The 22816-nt window shown below is 74.1% G+C and carries 21 protein-coding genes; 7 read left to right on the forward strand and 14 right to left on the reverse strand.

Annotated elements, in window-relative coordinates; translation table 11 throughout:
- Positions 1-15: 15 nt before the first annotated feature.
- From G5V58_RS13745 to G5V58_RS13760, 4 genes are all read left to right on the forward strand, one after another.
- Positions 16-1116 (forward strand): LLM class flavin-dependent oxidoreductase, encoded by a 1101-nt coding sequence (locus G5V58_RS13745; protein WP_165233656.1) that lies wholly within the window; start codon positions 16-18, stop codon positions 1114-1116.
- Positions 1113-1694 carry an FMN reductase gene (locus tag G5V58_RS13750; protein ID WP_165233659.1) on the forward strand — a complete coding sequence of 194 codons (582 nt, stop codon included), beginning with the start codon at positions 1113-1115 and terminating at the stop codon, positions 1692-1694. Before G5V58_RS13745 ends, G5V58_RS13750 begins: the two co-directional genes overlap by 4 nt.
- Positions 1695-1699: 5 nt before the next feature.
- Positions 1700-2152, forward strand: a complete 453-nt coding sequence (locus G5V58_RS13755; RefSeq protein ID WP_165233662.1) for a TspO/MBR family protein — start codon at positions 1700-1702, stop codon at positions 2150-2152.
- 123 nt (positions 2153-2275) lie between these two features.
- Positions 2276-4447 (forward strand): putative bifunctional diguanylate cyclase/phosphodiesterase, encoded by a 2172-nt coding sequence (locus G5V58_RS13760; protein ID WP_165233665.1) that lies wholly within the window; start codon positions 2276-2278, stop codon positions 4445-4447.
- Here the strand turns inward: G5V58_RS13760 and G5V58_RS13765 are convergent.
- Positions 4444-4728: a MerR family transcriptional regulator gene (locus G5V58_RS13765; protein WP_230486621.1), complete on the reverse strand. Its 285-nt coding sequence runs from the start codon at positions 4726-4728 to the stop codon at positions 4444-4446. The genes G5V58_RS13760 and G5V58_RS13765 overlap by 4 nt on opposite strands.
- A gap of 104 nt (positions 4729-4832) precedes the next feature.
- Here G5V58_RS13765 and G5V58_RS13770 point away from each other — a divergent pair, with 104 nt between their 5' ends.
- Entirely contained in the window at positions 4833-5267 is a 435-nt protein-coding gene (locus tag G5V58_RS13770; protein ID WP_165233668.1) for an Hsp20/alpha crystallin family protein, read from the forward strand.
- Positions 5268-5327: 60 nt separating this feature from the next.
- Here G5V58_RS13770 and ppsA read toward each other — a convergent pair whose 3' ends face one another.
- Genes ppsA through G5V58_RS13790 form a run of 4 tightly spaced genes read right to left on the reverse strand, consistent with a single transcriptional unit; the run spans position 5328 to position 10498 of the window.
- The gene (ppsA, locus tag G5V58_RS13775) at positions 5328-7736 is read right to left on the reverse strand and encodes a phosphoenolpyruvate synthase (RefSeq protein ID WP_165233671.1); all 2409 of its coding nucleotides are present in this window, start codon (positions 7734-7736) and stop codon (positions 5328-5330) included.
- A complete protein-coding gene (locus G5V58_RS13780) occupies positions 7733-8584 on the reverse strand; it encodes a pyruvate, water dikinase regulatory protein (protein ID WP_165233675.1) in 852 nt (283 codons plus the stop codon). Before G5V58_RS13780 ends, ppsA begins: the two co-directional genes overlap by 4 nt.
- Before the next feature lie 23 nt (positions 8585-8607).
- On the reverse strand, positions 8608-9711 hold the full coding sequence (locus tag G5V58_RS13785) for a threonine aldolase family protein (protein ID WP_165233678.1): 1104 nt from the start codon (positions 9709-9711) through the stop codon (positions 8608-8610).
- A 1-nt stretch (position 9712) separates the two neighbouring features.
- On the reverse strand, positions 9713-10498 hold the full coding sequence (locus G5V58_RS13790; protein WP_165233681.1) for an isocitrate lyase/PEP mutase family protein: 786 nt from the start codon (positions 10496-10498) through the stop codon (positions 9713-9715).
- Positions 10499-10553: 55 nt separating this feature from the next.
- On the opposite strand from G5V58_RS13790, the gene G5V58_RS13795 reads away from it, so the two are divergent.
- Entirely contained in the window at positions 10554-10859 is a 306-nt protein-coding gene (locus G5V58_RS13795; RefSeq protein WP_165233684.1) for a hypothetical protein, read from the forward strand.
- A gap of 3 nt (positions 10860-10862) precedes the next feature.
- On the opposite strand, the gene G5V58_RS13800 is transcribed toward G5V58_RS13795, so the two are convergent.
- The 6 genes from G5V58_RS13800 to glnA are packed head-to-tail and all read right to left on the reverse strand — an operon-like array spanning position 10863 to position 19832.
- The gene (locus tag G5V58_RS13800) at positions 10863-11504 is read right to left on the reverse strand and encodes an NAD(P)-dependent oxidoreductase (RefSeq protein ID WP_165233687.1); all 642 of its coding nucleotides are present in this window, start codon (positions 11502-11504) and stop codon (positions 10863-10865) included.
- A gap of 28 nt (positions 11505-11532) precedes the next feature.
- The gene (locus G5V58_RS13805) at positions 11533-14415 is read right to left on the reverse strand and encodes a DEAD/DEAH box helicase family protein (protein ID WP_165233690.1); all 2883 of its coding nucleotides are present in this window, start codon (positions 14413-14415) and stop codon (positions 11533-11535) included.
- Positions 14412-17429, reverse strand: a complete 3018-nt coding sequence (locus G5V58_RS13810) for a bifunctional [glutamine synthetase] adenylyltransferase/[glutamine synthetase]-adenylyl-L-tyrosine phosphorylase (protein ID WP_230486622.1) — start codon at positions 17427-17429, stop codon at positions 14412-14414. The genes G5V58_RS13805 and G5V58_RS13810 overlap by 4 nt, the downstream gene beginning before the upstream one ends.
- Positions 17426-18139 carry a type 1 glutamine amidotransferase gene (locus G5V58_RS13815; RefSeq protein WP_165233692.1) on the reverse strand — a complete coding sequence of 238 codons (714 nt, stop codon included), beginning with the start codon at positions 18137-18139 and terminating at the stop codon, positions 17426-17428. Before G5V58_RS13815 ends, G5V58_RS13810 begins: the two co-directional genes overlap by 4 nt.
- Positions 18136-18498: a hypothetical protein gene (locus G5V58_RS13820; RefSeq protein ID WP_165233695.1), complete on the reverse strand. Its 363-nt coding sequence runs from the start codon at positions 18496-18498 to the stop codon at positions 18136-18138. The genes G5V58_RS13815 and G5V58_RS13820 overlap by 4 nt, the downstream gene beginning before the upstream one ends.
- Positions 18495-19832: a type I glutamate--ammonia ligase gene (gene glnA / locus G5V58_RS13825; RefSeq protein ID WP_165233698.1), complete on the reverse strand. Its 1338-nt coding sequence runs from the start codon at positions 19830-19832 to the stop codon at positions 18495-18497. The genes G5V58_RS13820 and glnA overlap by 4 nt, the downstream gene beginning before the upstream one ends.
- 64 nt (positions 19833-19896) lie before the next feature.
- Here glnA and G5V58_RS13830 point away from each other — a divergent pair, with 64 nt between their 5' ends.
- Positions 19897-20391: a nucleoside kinase gene (locus tag G5V58_RS13830; RefSeq protein WP_165233700.1), complete on the forward strand. Its 495-nt coding sequence runs from the start codon at positions 19897-19899 to the stop codon at positions 20389-20391.
- Here G5V58_RS13830 and G5V58_RS13835 read toward each other — a convergent pair.
- From G5V58_RS13835 to G5V58_RS13845, 3 genes are all read right to left on the reverse strand, one after another.
- Positions 20380-20772, reverse strand: a complete 393-nt coding sequence (locus tag G5V58_RS13835) for a DUF6069 family protein (RefSeq protein WP_165233703.1) — start codon at positions 20770-20772, stop codon at positions 20380-20382. The genes G5V58_RS13830 and G5V58_RS13835 overlap by 12 nt on opposite strands.
- Complete coding sequence (locus tag G5V58_RS13840; protein WP_230486623.1) at positions 20769-21722, reverse strand: RNA polymerase subunit sigma-70; 954 nt, start codon at positions 21720-21722, stop codon at positions 20769-20771. Before G5V58_RS13840 ends, G5V58_RS13835 begins: the two co-directional genes overlap by 4 nt.
- A 90-nt stretch (positions 21723-21812) precedes the next feature.
- Positions 21813-22814 carry a phosphatase PAP2 family protein gene (locus tag G5V58_RS13845; RefSeq protein WP_165233709.1) on the reverse strand — a complete coding sequence of 334 codons (1002 nt, stop codon included), beginning with the start codon at positions 22812-22814 and terminating at the stop codon, positions 21813-21815.
- Positions 22815-22816 lie beyond the last annotated feature (2 nt).

Raw genomic sequence — 22816 nt, forward strand, 5'->3', positions numbered from 1 at the left:
TCCGAGGAGCCAGCCATGCAGTTCGGGATCTTCACCGTCGGCGACGTCACCACCGACCCGACCACGGGTCGCACGCCGAGCGAGTTCGAGCGGATCAAGGCCACGGTCGCGATCGCCAAGAAGGCCGAGGAGGTCGGGCTGGACGTGTTCGCCACCGGCGAGCACCACAACCCGCCGTTCATCGCCTCCAACCCCACCGCGACGCTGGCCTACATCGGTGCGCAGACCGAGCGGCTGCTGCTCAGCACCTCGACCACGCTGATCACGACCACCGACCCGGTGCTCATCGCCGAGGACTACGCCAAGGTCCAGCACCTCGTCGACGGCCGCCTCGACCTGATGATGGGCCGCGGCAACACCGGCCCGGTCTACCCGTGGTTCGGCAAGGACATCCGCGACGGCATCTCGCTGGCCGTCGAGAACTACGCCCTGCTGCACCGCCTCTGGCGCGAGGACGTCGTGGACTGGGAGGGCAAGCACCGCACGCCGCTCCAGGGCTACACCGCCACCCCGCGCCCGCTCGACGGCGTCCCGCCCTTCGTGTGGCACGGCTCGATCCGCTCGCCCGAGATCGCCGAGCAAGCCGCCTACTACGGCGACGGCTTCTTCGCCAACCACATCTTCTGGCCGCCGTCGCACACCGCGCGGATGGTCGACCTCTACCGCCGCCGCTTCGAGCACTACGGACACGGCACCGCCGACCAGGCCATCGTCGGCCTCGGCGGACAGGTCTTCATGCGCAAGAACAGCCAGGACGCCGTCCGCGAGTTCCGCCCCTACTTCGACAACGCTCCGGTCTACGGCCACGGCCCGTCGCTCGAGGACTTCACCAGCCAGACCCCGCTGACCGTCGGCTCACCGCAGGAGGTCATCGAGCGCACCCTCGGCTTCCGCGAGTACGCCGGCGACTACCAGCGCCAGCTGTTCCTCGTCGACCACGCCGGGCTGCCCCTCACGACCGTGCTCGAGCAGCTCGACCTGCTCGGCGAGGAGGTCGTGCCGGCGCTGCGCAAGGAGTTCGAGGCGCTGCGTCCCGCGCACGTGCCGTCCGACCCGCCCGTCCACCCGGCCGTCGGTGGCGCACCGGTCCACGAGGAGCAGGAGGTCGTGGCGTGACCCGCCTCGTCGTCGTCTCGGCGGGACTGAGCGTCCCGTCCTCCACCACCCTGCTGGCCGAGCGGCTCACCGCCGCCGTGGTCGCGCAGCTGCCCGATGCGGAGGTCACCCACGTCGAGCTGCGCGACCTCGCGCACCCGATCGCGGACAACCTGCTGACCGGGTTCCCGACCGGGGCGTTGGCCGACGCCGTCGAGGCCGTGGCGCGCGCCGACGCGGTCATCGCGGTGACGCCGGTGTTCAGCGCGTCCTACAGCGGGCTGTTCAAGTCCTTCCTCGACGTGCTCGACCCGGGCACGCTCGACGGCACGCCGGTGCTGATGGCGGCGACCGCGGGCACCGCCCGCCACTCGCTCGTCCTCGAGCACGCGCTGCGCCCGTTGTTCGCCTACCTGCGGGCCGTGCCGGTCCCGACCGGTGTGTTCGCGGCCAGCGAGGACTTCGCCTCGCCGGAGCTGAGCGTCCGCATCGACCGCGCCGCCGGCGAGCTGGCCGAAGCGGTGCTGCGCCGCCCGCGCCCCCACGCCGTCGAGGAGTTCACGCCGTTCGAGCGGCTCTTGGAGGGGCTGGGAGGCTGAGGATCATGTCTCCCCGCCTGACCACCGGTCTGCTCACGCTCGCCGCCGCCGCGGTGGGCACGCTCGGCACCAAGCCCGACAGCGCGTGGTACCGCGCGCTGCGCAAGCCCTCCTGGCAGCCGCCCGCGGTCGCCTTCCCGCTCGTCTGGACGCCCCTGTACGCCGCGATCGCGTGGAGCACCGGTCGCGCGGCCGCGGCCGAGGAGGAGCGCCGCGGGCGCTACCTCGCGCTCACCGGCGCGAACCTCGCCGTCAACGCCGGCTGGTGCTGGGCCTTCTTCACCGCCCGGTCGCCGCGCGGCGGGCTGGCCACCATCGCGGTGCTCGACGCGCTCAACCTGGCCCTGCTGCGCGAGACCGTCCGCCGCGACCCGGCGGCGGCCGCCGCGCTGGCGCCGTACGTCGCCTGGACCGGCTTCGCCACCGCCCTCAACGCCGCGCACGTCCGCCTGAACTGAGGACCCGGGCCCACCGGACCAGTCCAGTCCGGCGGGCCGAGCCGTTCCGCCGACGAAGCCACCCGATCGGGTGACCATGGAGTCTCGTCGCGACTGGGCGCGGCGCAGAGGGGGGCGGGGCGGATGACGGGCTCGGCGGGGCGTTCGCGCACGCGCAGCGCGGCCTTCGTGCTGGTCTCGGTGGCCTTCATCGTCACCGAGTTCGTGCTCCTCCAGGCCCTGTTCCACCTCGACGACGGCGCGGACGCCCGCGACCGCGCGCAGGCCCGTGCCGCGGTGGCGGTCGCGGTGTGGCGACCCGGCGCGGACGACGCCGCGGTGGCCGAGGCGGTCCGCGACCTCGCCGGCAGCGGGGTGGCCGACGCCGAGGCCCTGACCGCACGACTGGACACCTGGCGCGCCTCGGGCACGCCGGAGGACCTGCAGGGCCTGAGCGACGAGGTCGACGTCGCCGGGGACGCGGTGGCCGACGAGCAGAGCACGGTGGACCGCAAGGTGACCGGGATCTTCGTGGTCCTGCTGCTGGTGGTCTCGGTCGGGTGGTGGCTCTACTTCCGGCGCCTGGTCGCCAAGCACCGCGGCGTGGAGCGCGAGCTCACCGAGCGCAAGGCCGCCGACGCCGGCGAGCGGCGCCTGCACGCCCTGGTGCAGAGCAGCTCCGACGTGGTCGCCATCCTCGACCCGGACGCGCGCGCGTCGTACGTCAGCCCGGCCGCGGCCCACGTCCTCGGCCACGACGCCGACGACCTCCTCGGTGGCGGCCTGCTCGACCTGGTGGCCGCCGCGGACCGCCCACAGATCCTCCACGTGGTGAGCTCCGCGCGGCCCGGGCGGCAGCAGGAGCTCCAGCTGCGGATGGACCACGCCGACGGCCGCGCGCTGGTGGCGGAGGGCACGCTCACCGACCTGCGCGACGAGCCCACCGTCCAGGGCTGGGTGCTGACCGTGCGCGACGTGACCGAGCGGGCGCGCCTGCAGGAGGACCTGGCCCGGCAGGCCTTCCACGACTCGCTCACCGGCCTGGCCAACCGACAGCTGTTCACCGACCGGCTCGACCACGCGCTCAGCCGGCGCTCCGGTTCCCCGCGACCGCTGGCCGTGCTGTTCGTGGACCTCGACGACTTCAAGCACGTCAACGACAGCCTGGGCCACGCGACCGGCGACGAGCTGCTGGTCGCGGTGGCGGCCCGGATCGCCGCCGGGGTCCGGCCCGGCGACACCGCGGCCCGGCTCGGCGGCGACGAGTTCGCCGTGCTGCTCGAGGACACCGACCTCACCACCGCCTCGCAGCTCGCGCACCGGCTGCTCGTCGCGGTGGCCGAGCCGGTCACCCTCGACGGCCACACCCACACCGTGCGCGCCAGCGTCGGGCTGGCCGAGGCCGTGCCCGGCGAGGAGGACGGCGCCGCCACCATGCGCCACGCGGACGTGGCCATGTACGCCGCCAAGGAGCGGGGCAAGGGCGGGCTCGCGGTCTACGACTCGGCCGCGCACGAGCGCGCCCTCGAGACCCTGACGCTGCGTCGCGAGCTCGAGGCCGCCGTCGACGACGGCGCGCTGGCCCTGCACTACCAGCCGACCGTGGACCTCGCGACCGGCGCCGTCACCGGGTTCGAGGCGCTGGTCCGCTGGCCGCACCCGACCCGGGGGGTGGTCCCGCCCCTGGAGTTCATCCCGCTGGCCGAGCAGACCGGGCTGATCGTGCGCCTCGGCACCTGGGTGCTGCGCACGGCCGTGCGCGACGCCGCGTCGCTCCAGAGCTCCACGCACCGACCGTCGGTGGCCGTGAACGTCTCGGCGCGCCAGCTCGTGCACCCCGGCTTCGTCACGCTGGTGCGCAGCGCGCTGGCCGACTCCGGGCTGGCGCCGGACCGGCTGACCCTCGAGGTCACCGAGACCGCGCTGCTCTCCGACGTCGAGGCCGGCGTCACCGCGCTGACCACCCTGCGCCGCCAGGGCGTGCGGGTGGCCATCGACGACTTCGGCACCGGCTACAGCTCGCTGTCCCACCTCGCCCGACTGCCCGTGGACGTGCTCAAGGTCGACAAGTCCTTCGTCGACCGCCTCGAGCACGACCGCGACGACGCCCTGGTCAGCGCCATCCTGGCCATGTCCCGCGCGCTGCGCCTGACCAGCGTCGCCGAGGGCGTCGAGGACCCCGGTCAGGCCGACTGGCTGCGGGAGGCCGGGTGCGCCCTGGGCCAGGGCTACCTGTGGTCGCGCCCGGTCGAGCTCGAGACGGCGCGCGCGCTGCTGGCCGGCTCGCCCGGCGTACGCCTCGCGCCGGCGGGCTAGTCGCGCTCGCGCAGCCGGGCGTTGTCGCGCTCGAGCCGCGCCACCCGCGCCTCGAGCTGCAGCACCCGCGCGATGCCCGCGAGGTTGAGCCCCTCGGCCAGCAGCTCGCCGATGCGGACCAGCCGGTCCACGTCGGCCTCGCTGTAGCGCCGCGTCCCGCCGGGCGTGCGCTCGGGCTCGACCAGGCCCCGGCGCTCGTAGACGCGCAGGTTCTGGATCTCCATCGACGCCATCTCGGCGGCGACGGAGATCGCGAAGACACCCGTGGGACGGCCCGGCACGGGCTTGACAGTACCTGACCCGCGCGCTACAACAAATATGTATCTATCAATACAGATCGACGGGCCACCAGGCTCCCCGACCCGACCAGAACCAGGAGGACACCATGCTGCTCCGCACGACCGACCCGTTCCGCGACTTCGACCGCCTGACCCAGCAGCTGCTCGGCACCACGAGCCGTCCCGCGGTGATGCCGATGGACGCGTGGCGCGAGGGCGACCGCTTCGTCATCGAGTTCGACCTGCCCGGCGTCAGCAGGGAGACCATCGACCTCGACGTCGAGCGCAACGTGCTGACCGTCCGCGCCGAGCGCGTGAGCCGCAACGGCGACTGGGAGATGCTGGCCACCGAGCGCCCGCGCGGCGCCTTCAGCCGCCAGCTGGTCCTGGGCGACAACCTGGACCTCGAGCGCATCGAGGCGGCCTACGAGAACGGCGTGCTCCGGCTCGTCGTCCCCGTGGCGGAGAAGGCCAAGCCGCGCAAGATCTCGATCGGCGGCGCCGAGACCGTCGAGGGCCGGACCGAGGCCATCACGGCCTAGCCGCACCGCGCGAGGCGGGCGTCCTCCAGGGCGCCCGCCTCGTCGTGCGTCCGGAGGCGGTCAGGCCTTCTGACCGGCCAGCCGCAGCCAGGTGTCGACGACGGTGTCGGGGTTGAGGCTCATCGACTCGATGCCCTGCTCGAGCAGCCACTCGGCGAGGTCGGGGTGGTCCGAGGGACCCTGGCCGCAGATGCCGACGTACTTCCCCTGCTCCTTGCAGGCCTTGATCGCCCGCTCCAACAGCGCGAGCACGGCCGGGTTGCGCTCGTCGAAGCCGGCGGCCACGAGCGAGGAGTCGCGGTCGATGCCGAGGGTGAGCTGGGTGAGGTCGTTGGAGCCGATGGAGAAGCCGTCGAAGTGCTCGAGGAACCGCTCGGGGATCACGGCGTTGGACGGGACCTCGCACATCATCACGACCTTGAGGTCGTTCTGCCCGCGCTCCAGGCCGTGCTCGGCCAGCAGGTCGATGACACCCGAGGCCTCCTCCAGGGTGCGGACGAACGGGATCATCACCCACACGTTGGTGAGCCCCATGTCGTCGCGCACGTGGCGCAGCGCCTCGCACTCCATGGCGAAGCAGTCGGCGAAGTCGGGTGAGAGGTACCGCGACGCGCCGCGGTAGCCGATCATCGGGTTCTCCTCCTCCGGCTCGTACGCCGGACCGGCCAGCAGGTTGGCGTACTCGTTGGACTTGAAGTCGCTCATCCGCACGATGACGGGGTACGGCGCGAACGCGGCGGCCAGCATCGAGATGCCCTCGGCGACGCGCTGGACGAAGAACTCGCGCGGGCCGGGGTAGGCGGCGATCTGGTCCTCGATCTCGCGGCGCAGGTCGTCGTCGAGCGAGGACGGGTCGCGCTCGAGGTCGAGCAGCGCCTTGGGGTGGATGCCGATCTGGCGGTTGATGATGAACTCCAGCCGGGCCAGCCCGATGCCGCGGTGCGGCAGCGCGGCGAAGGCGAAGGCCTGGTCGGGCGTGCCGACGTTCATCATGATCTTGACCGGCAGGTCGGGCATCTCTGACAGCTCGGTCCGCTCGACGGCGAAGTCCAGGATGCCGTCGTAGACCAGCCCGGTGTCGCCCTCGGCGCAGGAGACGGTGACCTCGCGGCCGTCGGCCAGCTCCTTGGTCGCCGAGCCGGTGCCGACCACGGCGGGGATGCCGAGCTCGCGGGCGATGATCGCGGCGTGGCAGGTGCGGCCGCCGCGATTGGTGATGATGGCCGAGGCGCGCTTCATGATCGGCTCCCAGTCGGGGTCGGTCATGTCGGCGACGAGCACCTCGCCCGCCACGAACTCGTGCATCTGGTCCACGGTCTTGAGGATGCGGGCGGCACCGGCGCCGATCTTCTGGCCGATCGCGCGCCCCTCGACGAGGACCTCCGCGTCGGCGCGGGCGGCCTTCGGCATGGAGTACCGCTCGAGGGTGCCGGACGCGCGGGACTGCACCGTCTCGGGGCGGGCCTGGAGGATGAACAGCCCGCCGTCGACACCGTCCTTGCCCCACTCGATGTCCATGGGCCGGCCGTAGTGGTCCTCGATGGTCAGCGCGTGCCGCGCCAGCTCCTCGACCTCCTCGTCGGTGAGCGACAGCCGCTTGCGCTCGGCCGGGTCGACGTCGACGAACTCGGTGGTCTTCCCGACGGTCGCGTCGTCGGTGTAGACCATCTTGGTCGCCTTGTCCCCCACCCCGCGCTTGAGCACGGCGGGGCGACCCTCGCGCAGCGCGGGCTTGTAGACGTAGAACTCGTCGGGGTTGACCGCGCCCTGCACCACGCCCTCGCCGAGCCCGTAGGCCGCGGTCACGAAGACCGCGTCCTGGAAGCCCGACTCGGTGTCCATGGTGAACAGGACTCCGGAGGCCCCGACGTCGGAGCGGACCATCCGCTGCACACCGGCCGACAGCGCGACCTCGTCGTGCTCGAAGCCGTGGTGGACGCGGTAGGCGATGGCCCGGTCGTTGTAGAGCGAGGCGAAGACCTCGCGGATCGCGGTGAGCACCGCCTCGATGCCGCGGACGTTGAGGAAGGTCTCCTGCTGCCCGGCGAACGAGGCGTCGGGCAGGTCCTCGGCCGTCGCGCTGGAGCGGACCGCGAAGGACGGCTCCTCGCCGCTCTCCTCCACCAGCTGGTCGTAGGCGTCGCGGATGTCCTGCTCGAGGTCGTCCGGGAACTGCTGCTCGACCACCGCGGTGCGGATCTCGCGGCCGACCTCGGCCAGCCGCCGCACGTCGTCGGTGTCGAGGTCCTCGAGCAAGCCGCTGATCCGCTCGGCCAGCCCGCCCCTTCCATCGACATCAGTGCCGATGAAGGAGCGGTACGCCGCCGCCGTGGTGGCGAACCCGTCCGGGACCTGCACGCCGAGCTCGGACAGGTTGCTCACCATCTCGCCGAGGGAGGCGTTCTTGCCGCCCACCTCCTCGACGTCGCCCATGCCCAGGTCACGGAACCACCGCACGTTGTCGCTCACTTCTTCGCCTTCCGGTTCTTGGTCAGGGTCTGCACGATCAGGGTCGACATCTCCTCCACCGACCGGGTGGAGGAGTCGATGACCGGTATCCGGTGCGCGGCGTACAGCTCGCCGGCGCGGCGCAGCTCCCAGCGGCACTGCTCCTGGCTGGCGTACGACGAGCCGGGGCGCCGCTCGTTGCGGACCCGGCTGAGCCGCTCCACGGTGGTGGTGATGCCGACGCAGCGGTCGAGGTGGTCGCTCAGCAGGTCGGGCAGGTCCGCGCGGTCGAGGTCCTCGTCGACGAGCGGGTAGTTGGCCACGAACAGCCCGTGCTGCAGGGCGAGGTACATGCTGGTCGGCGTCTTGCCGCACCGCGACGGCGCGATGAGGACCACGTCGGCCTTGTCCAGGCCACGCACGCTCTGACCGTCGTCGTGCTCGATGGTGAACTCGACCGCGGCCATCCGGTTGTTGTAGTTGCGCACGTCGCCGACGCCGTGCAGCCGGGCGGCCTCGTGCAGGCCGCGGGTGCCGAGGACCTCCTCGACCCGGCTCATGTGGATGTCGAAGAAGTCGATGACCGGCGCCGTGGTCCGGGCCAGTGCCTGGCGGATCACGTCGTCGGCGGCGGTGGTGAAGACCAGCGGCGTGACCGGGCCGTCCATGGCCTCGTCCAGCAGCGCGACGACGCGCTCGGCCTCCTCGACGGTGGTGATGAACGGGAACAGGGTCCGCTCGAAGCGCAGGTCGGGGAACTGGATGAGCAGGGCGTTGCCCATGGTCTCCGCGCTGATCCCCGTGCTGTCGGAGAGGAAGAAGACGGGCACGACCGGCTCGTCGTCCGGCACCACCGTCGCGTCGGCCATCGCTGCTCCTCCTCCTGCTGACCCTAGTCGCCCGGCGCGACCAGGTCGGCGTACCAGCCGGCGACGGTGGCCGGGTCGTGGTCGAGCGCGGCGCCGGCCACGGTCACCTCGGTCATGGCCGTGCCCGGTGCGCGGGCGGCCCACCAGGGGTTGCAGGGCACGGTGCCGCGCTCGGCCATGAACGCCACCGTGCGCTCGGTCACGACGTCGGGGTCGGCCTCGGCGAAGAGCAGGAAGGTGGTGGTGTGCGGCGGCTCCGGCTGGACCCGCAAGCCGCGGGCGACCAGCTCGCCGGCCAGGGCCTGCGCCCAGGCGACCTCGTCACCGATCCGCGGCAGCTCGTCGCGCAGGCCGACGAGCGCGCCGACGGCGTACGGCGTGAGGCCGTAGAGCGTCCCGCCCATCCGCTGGCGCCACGTGCGCAGCTCGCGGGCGAGCTCCTCGTCGCAGGCGACGGCCGCGCCCGCCATGCCGCGCAGGCCCTTGTAGAACGAGACGTAGACGCTGTCGAAGAGGGCCGTGATCTCGCGCAGCGCGCGGTCCCAGAACGGCTGGGCCTCCCACAGCCGGGCGCCGTCGACGTGGAAGGGCACCCCGAGACCGCGGGCGGCCTCGGAGAAGTCGACGAGCTCGTCCCACTCCGGCAGCAGGCAGCCGGCCTCGCGCAGCGGCAGCTCGAGCTGGACCGCGCCGAGCCGGTCCGCGGCCGGCAGCGCGAGCAGGTCGGGGGCGGTCGCGGTGGCCCAGCCGGTGGTCAGGGTCTCGAAGCGGAACCCCTGGAGCAGCCGCGGCCCGTCGCTCTCGTGGCGCAGCTGGTGGGCCAGGTCGGGGATCGCCACCCGGTCCGAGCCGCGCCGCTCGCACCACGCGCGCAGCGTCGCCTGCTGGGCCATGGTCCCGCTGACGAAGAAGACCGCCGCGGGCCGGCCGAGCAGCTCGGCCACCTCGGCCTCGACGCGCGCGACCGCGCCGCCGTCGCCGTAGCGGTCCCACTGGTCGATCCCGAGCTCGTCGGCCGCGTCGGCCAGCGTCCGGAGCGTCTCGGCCGGGCCGCGACGGCGGTGGCCCAGGACGGTGTCGTCACAGGCCCGGGCCGCCGCCACGAACCGCTCGGCGAGGTCGGACACCTCAGTTGAGGATGCGCATGTTCCCGGGGACGCCGCCGCCGCGGTGGACCTCCTCGACCAGCTCCTGCAGGGCCGTGAGGGCGACGTTCTGGCTCAGCGGGCCGTACGACGTGCGCGCCACGCCGTGCTCCTGCTGCCAGTCGCGCGGCGGGAGGCCGGGGATGCCGATGGTCGTGAGCCGCTGCGGTCCGAACGCGGCGACGAGCTCGTCGATCATCTCCTCGGTCAGGATGGCCGGCACGAACACGACGGGTGCCCCGGCGTCGAGGAAGGCCTTGCCGCGCTCGATCGCCGCCTTGAGGTTGTCCTGCGGGTCGTTGTCGCGGCCCAGGTGGAAGGCGTCGGTGCGGGCGTTGAGGACGAAGTCGACACCCTCCTGCTCGGCCACCCGCATGATGTCCTCGACCTGCTGGGCCGCCTCGGCCAGCGGCTTCATCTGGTCCTCGATGTTGGCCCCGACCACGCCGAGCCCGATCGCGCGGCGCACGGTCTCCGGGGCGTCGCCGTACCCGCCCTCGAGGTCGGCGGTCACCGGCAGGTCGGTCGCGCCGACGATGCGCGCGATCTGCTCCAGGTGCAGGTCGAGGGGGATGTTCTCGCCGTCCTCGTAGCCGAAGGACGCCGCGATCGAGTGGCTGGCCGTGGCCAGCGCCCGGGTGCCCTCGACCTGGGCCACGGTCTTCGCGGAGATCACGTCCCACACGTTGACGACGGTGAGCAGCGTGGGGTCCTGGTGGAGGCGGAGGAGCTCGCTCCCCTTGGCCCGGGTGGTCTCGTCGGCAGTCATGACCTCACTGTGCCCGATCGTGGCGCCCGGCAGCGACGGCTGCCATCCTGTGGCCGTGACCACCACGGACACCCGGCTCGCCGCCGGGGTCGCGGCCGCGTGCCTGCTGGGGCTCGTGGCCTTCGTGCTGCCGCTCGGCGCCGGCTGGGACCACCTGCCGTCGGTGTGGCTGGTCGCCGCCGACGCCGTCGTGCTCCTCGGGCCGGTCGCGGCCGGGCTCGCCGGCTGCGCGAGCCTCGGCGCCCTCCGGCGCCCGGAGACGGTCCGGCCGGCCGCGGTCACGCTGACGCTGGTGGCGGCGTACGCCGTGGGGCTGGGCGCCGTCTGGGCGACCGGCGGCCTGGCCTGGTTCGCCGACTGAGGCTCAGTGCCCGACGGTGAAGCGCTGGTTGGGGTGCGCGACCCGCTCGATCTCGTCGACGAAGGCCGTCGCGAAGTCGGCCCCGGAGATCTCCGAGCTCCCGTCCTCCTGGGTCACCAGGACATCGCCGCCGGTGCGGTACTCCCCTGTCGCCTCGCCGGGCGCGTAGGAGCCGAACAGTGCGGCCGGGCTGACGTAGAACCACTGGAGCTCGGCCGGCGCGGCGCGCAGCTCGGCCAGCACGTCGGCGTGCGAGAGGGCCTCCGGCTTCCACTCCTCGTGGAAGTCCGGGGTGTCGACCAGGCGCGGGCCGCCCTCGGCGACGTACGACGAGCCGGCGCCGCCGACGAAGGACAGCCGGGTGCCCTGGGCGACGGCGGCGTCGATGAGGCCCGGGGTCAGCGCGGACAGGGGCCGCCCGTCCACGTCGGCTCCGTGCACGGCGACGACGAGCTGGTCGGCGCGGGCGGCCTCGGCCAGCACGTCGGGGTCGGCCAGGGAGCCGGTGCGGTAGGTCACGCCGTCGAGCGGCTCGGTGGGCTCGTGGCGCGACCACGAGGTCACCTCGTGGCCGCGGGACACGGCCTCCCGGGCGATGTGGCCGCCGGCGTACCCGGTGCCTCCGACGATGCTGATGCGAGTCATGTCTGGTTGAAGACTCAACCGTTGCCGTTCATTCCCACTGGCGGCGCATCACGGTCGAGGCCGCGAACGGGTCGGTGCCCTGCTGGGCGGCCAGGACCCCCTGCCCCTCGGGCGAGCCGGTGTAGACGGGGTCGCCACCGCCGACCCAGTGGTCCCAGGCCCGGGCGTACGCGGCGGCGCGCTCGGCGTTGACGCCGAGCACGGTGGGCACGGCGTGCCAGACCACGCCGTCGGGCCGCACCCGCCCGAGCCCGGCCCGGAGCTCGCGCCACCAGGTGCGGGGCCGGGGCGAGCGGACCCAGCGCGGCAGCAGGTAGCGCGGCAGCAGGATCGGCGAGACCGCCTCGTCCAGCGCGGTGGCGAAGGTCTGGGCCTCGGTCTGGTCGGCGTGCAGGACGCAGCGGTACTCGCCGTCCCGGTCCAGCACCACCTCGACCGCGTCGGCGCCCCGGCGGACCAGGCCGGCCGCGAGCAGCCCGTCGGCCACCGCGGAGGCGATCCGGATGACCGACGGCGCCTCCTCGGCGGCGTGCAGGAGCTCGGCGCCGTGGCGCAGCTGGCTGCGCACCCGCAGCGCGGCGGCGCCGACGCCGACCAGCGCGCCGGCGGCCAGGACCAGCGGCGCGCCGGCCACGGCCGCCACGAGCACCGCGAGCACGCCGGCGCCGGCCAGCAGCGAGGTCGCGCGGTCGGCGGTGCGGTGCCGGCGCAGGCCGCGCAGCTCGGCGGCGTCCGGTCGCAGCACGACGTCCGCCGGACCCTGGCCGAGCCCGAAGCCACCGGTGCTGGTGCCGCGGGCCTTGATCCGGATGCCGTAGACCGCGGTGTCGGCGTACGGCTCCCCCACCCGCCACTGCGTGCGGACGGTGTCGCGCTGCTCGGCGCGGATCACGGCGCGGGCGTTGGCGGCGCCGAACTCGGCCACCGGCGGCGGGACGTACGGCGAGAAGGCGGGGTCGAGGTGTGCGACCCCGTCCACGATCTGGCCGTCGGGGTCCAGGCCGAAGTAGCCGGCGTGCTTGCGCACCAGCCGGTCCCAGTCGTTGCCGCCCTTCGGGTGTCGGTCCGAGACGCACACCAGGGACCAGTTGACCGCGACCTTGTCCGGCCACAGGGGGTCGGTGCGGAGCGCCCGACCGCGGGTCTGCACGACCGAGGTGATCGTGGTGACGGCGGTGAGGTCGGCCAGGCCGGTGATCCGCTTCGCGTCCCAGCCCTCGCCGAGCAGCGCGCGGGTGCCGACGAGGACCTGGGCGTGGCCGTCCTGGAAGTACGCCGTCACGTGGCCCACCCACGTGCGCGCCTCCCACGGCCCGGTGACCTGGGCCAGGGCGCCGTCGAGCGGCTGCACGCCCAGCCTGCTCGCCAGTTCCCGGTCCGGGAGCCACGCCAGGAACGCCGTCAGCGTCGCGGCCGCGCCCGCCACGGTCTTGCCGGTGACCAGCAGCGGGCGGAGGCCGGCGGTCTCCGGCGCCGCCACCAGCGCGGCCAGCACGGCGTGGGCCGAGCCGGCCTGCTGGTCCAGCACCCCCGTGAGGTCGGCCGGCAGCGTCGCGCCGGCGCGCTCGTGGTCGGTGAGGACCAGCATCCGCAGGCGCTCGCCGAGCGCGAGGTGCTCGTGCACGCAGAGCTCGACCACGGCCTGCGTCTTGGACTCGCTGCGGGCCAGCACCCGGTCGACCGGGCTGCGGCCGCGACGGATCCCGCGCCGGGTCCACTGGTAGCCGACCGACGGCAGCGCCCGGCGTACCGCCTCGACGACCTGCTCGTCCTCGGGCAGGCCGGTCCTGGTGAGCCGGCCGGTGAGCCAGTCGTCGACCAGCAGCACCCAGTCGTCGGCGGTCGGCGCCGAGCGGTGCTCCTCCTGCAGGCGCGCGCCGGACGGCAGCCCGATGAGCCCCGCGTGGTGCAGCCGCAGCACAGCCCGGCACAGGTCGGGCTGCTCGCGGACCAGGGTCAGCCACGGCGAGCGGCCGGCCACGAAGCGCGCGTCGAGCCACGGCAGGAAGGCCATCGAACCGAAGGTCGGGTCGGTCAGCTGGGTGACGAGCTCCTGGAACCGCTCGGCCTCCTCGGCCAGCCACTGGTCCTCGCTGGCCGTGGGCGTCGTCAGCCAGGCCAGCTCCACGAACGGCGCCAGGTCGCCGGCCTTGACCACAGCCGGGATCGAGACGCGGTAGAGCGGCGTGCCGAACAGCTCGTCGACCAGCTGCGCCTGATCGGCCGTGAGCGCCTCGGGCGGCGTCGCGGTGAGGCCGAGGACGAGGGCGTCGGGCAGCTGGTCCAGCAGCTCGCCGATGAGCCGGCCCCACACCTCGAGCAGGTGGTGGCACTCGTCGAGCACCAGCAGCAGCGGCCCGGCCGCCCGCAGCTCCTCGACGAACGCCCGCCCGTTCGGGTGCAGCCGGTCCAGCAGTCCCCGCTCCCCCGCCGACCCCGCCTCCCGCTTGTAACGCTCAGTTACAGGATCTTCCGACCCGTTCGAACGGGTCGGAAGATCCTGTAACTGAGCGTTACAAGCGACCGGCGGCGGCTCCGGGACCGTGGGGGCGGCGGGTACGCCGTCGTCGTCGACCTCGTCGTCGGCGTCGAAGACGGCCAGCGCCTGGTAGGTCAGGGCGGTGAGCTGGTGCTCGAGGCTGCGGTCGGTGCCCACGTCGAGGCCGAGGGCGGCGGCCTGGGCGGCCCACTGGCCCTGGATGGCGGTGTTGGGGCCGAGCACGACGGCGCGACCGGCGGCGCCGGCGGCGATCCGGTCGCGGACGGTGAGCAGGCCGACGAGGGTCTTGCCGGCCCCGGGCGGGAGGGCGACCCAGGCGCGGCGGCTCCCGGCGGTCCAGGCGGCGTCGAGCGCGGCGAGCGCCTCGCGCTGGTGCACCCGCAGGGTCATCCCCTCGGGCAGCGGCGTCATCCCCAGAACACCCGGTCGACGACCTCGCTCGAGACCCGCATGGTCCGCAGGTGGTCGTTGACCATCCGGTCGGTGGCGCCGGCGGGGTAGCCGAGCACGTTGGCCACGGCGGCGCGCTCGCGGATGTCGTGCGGCAGGGTGTCGCTGCCCTTGCCGCGCACGAGGGTGACGGCGTTGCGGATCCGGCTGACCCAGCGCCAGCCGTGCGCGAGCGCCTCGGCGTCCGCGGCCCCGATCAGCCCGGCCCCGCGGGCGGCGGCCAGGGCGTCGAGGGTCCGGGGGGTGCGCAGACCCGCGACGCTGCCGGCGTGCTGCATCTGCAGCAGCTGGACGGTCCACTCGATGTCGGCGAGCCCGCCGCGGCCGAGCTTGAGGTGGCTGGCCGGGTCGGCGCCGCGCGGCAGCCGCTCCTTGTCCACGCGCGCCTTGATCCGGCGCACCTCGACCGCGTCGTCCTCGCTCAGTCCGGCCGCCGGGTAGCGCAGCGGGTCGATGAGGGCCACGAACCGCTCGCGCAGCCCCTCGTCGCCCACGACGGCGTCGGCGCGGAGCAGGGCCTGCGCCTCCCAGACGTGCGACCACTTCGCGTAGTACGCCGCGTGCGAGTCCAGGCTGCGCGACAGCGGGCCCTGCTTGCCCTCGGGGCGCAGGTCGGCGTCCACCACCAGCGCCGGGTCGCCACCGGGGAGGGCCAGCAGCCGGCGCACCTCGTTGGCCACCGCGACGGCGTACGACGAGGTGGCGTGCTGGTCGGCGCCCTCGACCGGCTCGTGCACGAAGAGCACGTCGGCGTCGCTGCCGTAGGACAGCTCGAAGCCGCCGTAGCGGCCCATGGCGATGACGGCGATGCGCGCGGGGGCGGGGTCCAGGCCCTTGGCCTGCGCGACCGAGGCGGTCACGACCCGCAAGGTGGCCTCGAGGGTGGCGTCGGTCAGCCGGGACAGCGCGGCGCCGACGTCGGCCACGTCGGTGAGGCCGAGCGCGTCGCCGGCGGCCACGCGGAGCAGCTCGCGGCGGCGCACGGCCCGGATCGCGCGGACGGCGTCCTCGGCCCCCGTGCGCCGACCGGCCGCGGCGAGCATCTCCTCCACCACCTGCTCGGAGGAGAGCGGGGTGAGGTCCTCCCCCAGCATCCGCACGCCGGCCGGCTCCTGCTCGAGCAGCGCGGAGACGTAGCGCGAGGTGGCCAGCAGCTTGGCCAGCCGCTCGGCGACCTGGCCCTCGTCGCGCAGGGTCTTGAGGTACCACGGCGTGCGGCCCAGCGACTCGCTCAGCCGCCGGAAGCCGAACAGCCCGGCGTCCGGGTCGGGCGCCTCGGCGAACCAGTCGAGCATGACCGGCAGCAGCTGGCGCTGGATGTTCGCGGTCCGGGTCACCCCGGACGTGAGCGCCTCGAGGTGGCGCAGCGCCGCCCTGGGGTCGGCGAAGCCGAGCGCGGCGAGCCGGGCCGTGGCCGCCTCGGGGGTCAGCCGGGCCTCGTCGGACTCCAGGCGCGCGACCGAGGTGAGCAGCGGTCGGTAGAAGAGCTTCTCGTGCAGCCGGCGGACCTCGCGGCGGTGGTGCTGCCACTCCTTGTCCAAGGTGGCCACCGGCTCCTTGGTGTAGCCCATGCTGCGGCCCAGGCGGCGCAGCGACCGCTCGTCCTCGGGCACGACGTGGGTGCGGCGCAGCTGGAAGAGCTGGATGCGGTGCTCGAGGGTGCGCAGGAAGGCGTAGGCCTCGTGCAGGGCCTCGCCGTCCTCGCGGCCGACGTACCCGCCCGTGGTCAGGCGGGCCAGCGCGCTGAGCGTGGTCGAGGGCCGGATCGACTCGTCGGTGCGGCCGTGGACCAGCTGGAGCAGCTGGACCGCGAATTCCACGTCGCGCAGCCCGCCCGAGCCCAGCTTGAGCTGGCGCTCGGCCTGCGAGGCCGGGATGTGCGCGATGACCCGGCGGCGCATGGCCTGGGTGTCCTCGACGAACCCGTCGCGCTCGACCGCGCTCCAGATCATCGGCTGGACCATGGCGACGTACGCCGCCCCGAGCGCGAGGTCGCCGGCCACCGCGCGGGCCTTGAGCAGGGCCTGGAACTCCCAGGTGCTGGCCCAGCGCTCGTAGTAGCCCTGGTGGCTGGCCAGGGTCCGGGTCAGCGGGCCGGCCTTGCCCTCGGGGCGCAGGGCCGCGTCGACCGGCCAGATCGTGCCCTCGCCGGTGTGCTCGGAGCAGACGCGCATCAGGTGGCCGGCCAGCTGGGTGGCCACCTTGAGCGCGCGGTCCGGATCGGCGCCCTCGGCCGGCTCGTGCACGAAGATCACGTCGACGTCGGAGACGTAGTTGAGCTCGTGGCCGCCGCACTTGCCCATGGCGATGACCGCGAGCCGGGCCTGCGCGGCGTCGGCGCCGACCCGCTGGCGGGCCACCGCGAGCGCGGCGTCGAGGGTGCCGGCGGCCAGGTCCGACAGCTCGGCGGCGGCGTCGTCGACGCCGAGGTGATGGGTGAGGTCGCGGGCGGCGAGGCGGAGCAGGACGCGGCGGTACTCCACGCGCAGCGCGTCCACCGCCTCGGCGTCCGGTCTGCTCGCGGTGGGCTGCGCGTCGCGGGGGTCAGCGCCCACGACGCGCAGGAGCTCCTCGCGCACGGCGTACGCCGGGGGTCGGGTCGAGCCCAGCGTGGGGTCGGTGAGCTCGCGCCAGTGCTCGGGGTGGCGGCACAGGTGGTCGGCCAGCGCCTCGCTGGCGCCCAGGACCGAGAGCAGCCGCATGGCGGTGCCCTCGTCGTCGACCAGGGCGGTGAGCAGCGCGCGGCCCTCGTCGGTCCCGGCCTGCTCGAGGAGCCGGGTCAGCGAGGTCAGCGCGAGGTCGGGGTCGGCGGCCTGGGCGATGAGCGCGACCAGCGGGTCGGCCGCCGTGCCCAGCAGGGCGAGGTCGGCCAGCGCGCGCTCGGGGTCGTCGAAGCCGAGCCGGGTCAGCTGGCCCTGGGTGGTCGCGGGCCGGCTGCCGGTGGGGCTCCCGGCCGGGCTCACGGTCGGGCTCACGGCGGGCCCAGCGCGAGGTCGGCGAAGCCGGCCGCCAGGGGCGCCCAGGCGTGGTCGAGCTCCTCGCGCGCCGCCGCGATGTCGGCCAGCAGCCGGTCGGCGTCCAGGCCGCGGTCGGCCAGCTCGCCGCGCTCGGTGTCGGTGACCCACGTGGCCACCACGGTCTCGTCCACCTCCGGGTGGAGCTGGACGCCCCACGCGCGCTCGCCGAACCGCACGACCTGCGGCTCGTCGTCCGGGGTCTGGGCCAGCACCTCGGCGCCGGGCGGGAGCTCGACGAGGAGGTCGTAGTTCCAGTGCACGCCGCGCCGGGGCGTGACCAGGGCGCCGAAGAGCGGGTCGTCGCTGGCCGCGGCGGTCCAGCCGACGGGGATCAGACCGTTCTGCTGCCCGCGCGGGTTGGGGGCGACGGTGCCGCCCAGGGCGCTGCCCACGAGCTGGTGGCCCAGGCAGATGCCGAGGGTCGGCACGCCCTCGGCCACGGCGTCGCGGATGAGCTCCTTGACCGGTCCGATCCAGTCGAGGAGGTCGTCGTCGTTGGCGCTCATCGCGCCGCCGAGGACCAGCAGCCCGGCGTACCCGTCGAGCGTGGGCAGCGGGTCGCCGGCGTAGGGGTGGACGACCTCGAGGCCCGCGCCCGCCTCCTCCAGCCAGCGGCCGAACAGGTGCGGCGGGTCCTCCAGCTCGGGCTGGACCACGAGGATCCTCACGGGAGGGCCTCCGGCTCGTCGGCGATGAGGGCGAGGAACAGCAGGCCCAGGCCCAGCAGCGGCAGCAGGAAGGCCAGCCAGGTGCCGGCCAGCCCCACCCCGGACAGCACGCACACGACCGCGGTGACGACGGTCGCGATCTTGGCGGGCCGGCCCCGGTCGGGCAGCAGCCGCAGGGCCGCGCCGGTCGCGCCGAGCAGCAGCCCGGCCACCACCACCGCGACCGCCCCCGCCGACCGGTTGTCGCCGCGGGCCAGGATGAACGCCGCGAGCACGGCGATCACCACGGCCAGCGCGGCCACGATGAGCAGGACCAGCCGCAGCCGGCGGACCCGGTCCAGGCTGTAGACCGGCGTCACAGGACGGGCAGCATCATGTCCCGCTCGAAGGCGGAGACCTGGCCGCGGTAGTCGTCCCACTCCGCCCGCTTGTTGCGCAGGAAGAAGTCGAAGACGTGCTCGCCCAGCGTCTCGGCCAGCAGCTCGGAGCGCTCGGCGATGACGATGGCCTCGTTGAGGTTCTTGGGCAGCGGCTCGATCCCGAGGCTGGTGCGCTCACGCTCGGTCAGCGTCCACACGTCGTCCTCGGCCTCGCGCGGCAGCTCCAGGCCCTGCTTGATGCCGTCCATCCCGGCCGCCAGCACCACGGCGTACGCGAGGTAGGGGTTGCACGCCGCGTCGATGGTGCGGATCTCGATGCGCGTGGACTGACCCTTGTTGGGCTTGTACATCGGCACCCGGACCATGGCCGAGCGGTTGTTGTGGCCCCAGCAGACGTACGACGGCGCCTCGCCGCCGAACATCATCCGCTTGTAGCTGTTGACCCACTGGTTGGTGACGACGCTGATCTCCTGCGAGTGCGCCAGCACCCCGGCGATGAACTGCCGGCCGGTCCGCGACAGCTGGTACTCCGCGCCCGCCTCGTAGAAGGCGTTCTGGTCGCCCTCGAACAGCGACACGTGGGTGTGCATCCCCGAGCCCGGGTGGGTGGTGAACGGCTTGGGCATGAACGTCGCCCAGATGCCCTGGCTCAGCGCCACCTCCCGGATCACCGTGCGGAAGGTCATGATGTTGTCGGCGGTGCTCAGCGCGTCGGCGTAGCGGAGGTCGATCTCCTGCTGACCCGGGCCGCCCTCGTGGTGGCTGAACTCCACCGAGATGCCCATCGACTCCAGCATCGTGATGGCCTCGCGCCGGAAGTCTGCGCCCTTGGACTGCGCCGTGTGGTCGAAGTAGCCCGAGCGGTCCACCGGCACCGGGTCCACCCCCTGCACCGGGGTGTCGCGGAAGAGGTAGAACTCGATCTCGGGGTGCGTGTAGAAGGTGAAGCCCTGCTCGGCCGCGGTCGCCAGCGTCCGCTTGAGCACGAACCGCGGATCGGCGTACGACGGCGAGCCGTCCGGCATCACGATGTCGCAGAACATCCGCGCCGTGCTCGGGCCCTCGCCGCGCCACGGCAGGATCTGGAACGTCGACGGGTCCGGCTTGGCCAGCATGTCGGACTCGTAGACCCGCGCGAACCCCTCGATGGCCGAGCCGTCGAACCCGATCCCCTCCGCGAACGCCCCCTCCAGCTCCGCGGGCGCGACCGCCACGGACTTCAGGAACCCCAGCACGTCGGTGAACCACAGCCGCACGAAGCGGACATCGCGCTCCTCGAGTGCGCGCAGCACGAAGTCCTCTTGCTTGCCCATGCCCGCAGCCTAGAGGGGTGCGCGCTGGGCGACGTGACCCCGGCCGCCGCGCGACACTGGCCGGGTGGGCGTGCGGAACTACCTGGTCGAGGGCGTGTCCGGCACCGGGAAGACCGCGGTGGCCGACGAGCTGACGCGGCTGGGTCTGCACGTGGTGCACGGCGACCGGACGCTGGCCTACCAGGGCGACCCGGTGACCGGTGCGCCGACGGACACCGCGGACCACGAGCACCACCTGTGGGACGTGGAACGGGTGCGGGCGCTGGTGGCGGACAGGAGCGTGCCGGTGACGTTCTGCTGCGGCGGCTCGCGGAACGTCTCCCGGTTCGTCGCGCTGTTCGACGAGGTGTTCGTGCTGCAGGTCGACCGCGAGACGCTGGCGCGCCGCCTCGACGCCCGGCCGCCCGGTGAGTGGGGCTCGGCCCCGGCCGAGCGGGAGCTGGTGCTGCGGCTGCACACGAGCGGCGAGGACGTGCCGGCGGGCGTGGCCGTCGACGCCACCCGGCCGTTGGCCGAGGTGGTCGACGAGCTCCTGCGCCGGGCGGGCCTAGGAGGGTGAGACGGCCAGCCCGCGGGTGAGGACCGGCACCACCACCGCGGCGGCCAGCAGGTGCAGCCCGACGAGAGTGACGGTGGTGGCGGCGTCGCCGCCGGCGAGGAGTGGCGGCACCAGCGAGACCGCGGTCAGCACCGCCGTCACCACCAGGAAGACCCGCGCCGGCCGGGCGGACCAGGCCCGGAGCGCCAGGGCGAGGCCCACCCCGACCAGCGAGAGGACGACGGTCATCGTGCCGACGCCGGCCAGGGGGATCCGCTCCTCGCCGTCGGGGACGGCGAGGTCGGCGCCGAGGGCGCCGGCGAGGGCGGCGACGAGCGTGGTGACGACGGCGGCGGCCACGGCGGCGAGGACGCCGAGACCGAGCAGGCGCAGCCCGCTCACGACGCGCCCAGCCGCTCGGGCAGCCCGACACCGGCGAACCGGTCGGCGTGGAAGATCGTGACCTCGGTGACCAGGCCGCCCTCGACACGCAGGACGTCGAGGGTGAGCGGCAGGTACGCCTCCTCGGCCTCGGACCACAGGTAGCAGCCGAAGGCGGGCTGCCGGTTCACCGCGGTGGGGACGACGCGCAGGCCGGCCAGCTCGGTGAAGCCGTCCGCCACCCAGTCGCGCAGGACCTCGTCCCGGCCGACGTGCAGCCCGGGCGTCGGCGGCATCGAGCAGCGCACGTCCTCGCGCAGCAGGCCGGCGAGGGCGGCGGTGTCGGTGGCGAGGGTCGCGTCGACGAAGCGACGCACGACCTCCAGGGTGGCGGGGTCGTCGGGCGGCGCGGCGGCCCAGTCCTCGCGGTCGGCCGGCAGGTGGGCGCGCAGGCCGGCCCGGGCCCGCTGGAGCGCGCTGTTGACCGAGTTCACCGAGTCGCCGAGCAGCCCGGCCACGTCCGCGGCCGGCCAGCCCAGCACGTCGCGCAGGATCAGGACCGCGCGCGGACGCGGGGCCAGGTGCTGGACCGCGACCACGTAGGCCAGCTCGACGGTCTCGCGGGCCAGCGCGCGCCGCTCGGGGTCGTCGGCGCCGGCGGCGGGCAGCTCGTCGAGCAGGCGGTCGGGGTAGGGCTGCAGCCACGGCACCTCGCCACCGGTGGCCGGCCGGGGCCGGCGCTGGGCCAGCCGGTCCAGGCAGGCGTTGGTGGCGATGCGGTAGAGCCAGGCGCGCACGCTGGCCCGCCCGGCGTACGTCTCGCGGCGCCGCCAGGCGCGCAGGAACGTCTCCTGCACGGTGTCCTCGGCGTCCTCGAACGAGCCGAGCATCCGGTAGCAGTGCACGTGCAGCTCCCGCCGGTGCCGTTCGGTCAGCCCGGCGAACGCCGGCTCGTCGGTCTCCTGCGCCATCTCCACCACGTCCGTCTCCGTCCTTCGAGGGTGTCGTGGGGTGTGACGGTCGGGAGCCGGAGAACTCATCACCCGCCGGTGCGACCCACGTCACGTCCCGACGGCGTACCCCGCTCGAGGGGGGGATCGTTGAAGAGTGGACGATCGGGCCCGGGAGGCGACCGGGGGGAGTGTCCCTGGTCCGGTCGTCGGGCCACCGTCCTGGTCCGGGTCCGGGACGGTGGTCTCGTCGCGGTCGCGACGAGCCCGCCACCAGCGCTCCGCGGTCCGCCCCAGCGTCAGGGCCGTGACCGCCGTGGCCCAGCCCGCGACGACGTCGACGACGTAGTGCTCGCCTGTGTAGACCAGCGTGGCCGCCATGAGCAGCGCGTAGGCCATCAGCACGGCGCGCCACCGCGGCCGCACCGACGGCCAGGCGAACAGTGCGACGAGCAGCGCGCTGCCGGCGTGCAGCGACGGCATCGCCGCCACGGGGTTGCTCACCGCCTGGGCCAGGTCGAGCAGCCGGGTGACGGGGTGCAGGTGGAGGTAGTCCCAGCCGAACGCCGAGCTGCGCTGCGCCACCCGGACCCCGTCGTCGCGGGTCAGCCAGGGCGGCGTGGCCGGGTAGACCACGTAGCCGGTGATGCCGACGACGGTGAAGGCCACGACGGTGGCCAGCCATCGCGCGAACCGCTCGCGCAGCGCGAACCACGCCACCGCGGTCAGGACCGGGATGGTGACGAAGTGGGTGACGTAGACCAGCGCCGCCAGTGCGTCGTACCAGTGCGGTGTGCTGCCCAGCAGCCGGTCCTGCAGCCACGCCGACGGGTGCTCGCCGAACAGCAGGCGGTCGACGGTGGCCGGACCCTGCGTGTGCAGGCGGAACCCGAGCCGGTTGACCTGCTCGGCCGGGTCGTCGGGGTCCAGTGGCGCACTGATCCAGCCCGCGACGGCGTAGGCGATGAGGATGAGGCTGAGCGGCGACCAGGCGATGAGCAGCTGGGCCACCGGGCCGTGGCGGGACCGGCGCCGGGGGGCGCTCGGGTCGTCGCGCCGGGACGCCGGTCGAGTGCCGGACGGCGCGACCGTCCGCTCCTCGTGCGAGCGCACGG

Origin of the sequence: Nocardioides anomalus (assembly GCF_011046535.1) — a bacterium.
Taxonomy (GTDB): domain Bacteria; phylum Actinomycetota; class Actinomycetes; order Propionibacteriales; family Nocardioidaceae; genus Nocardioides; species Nocardioides anomalus.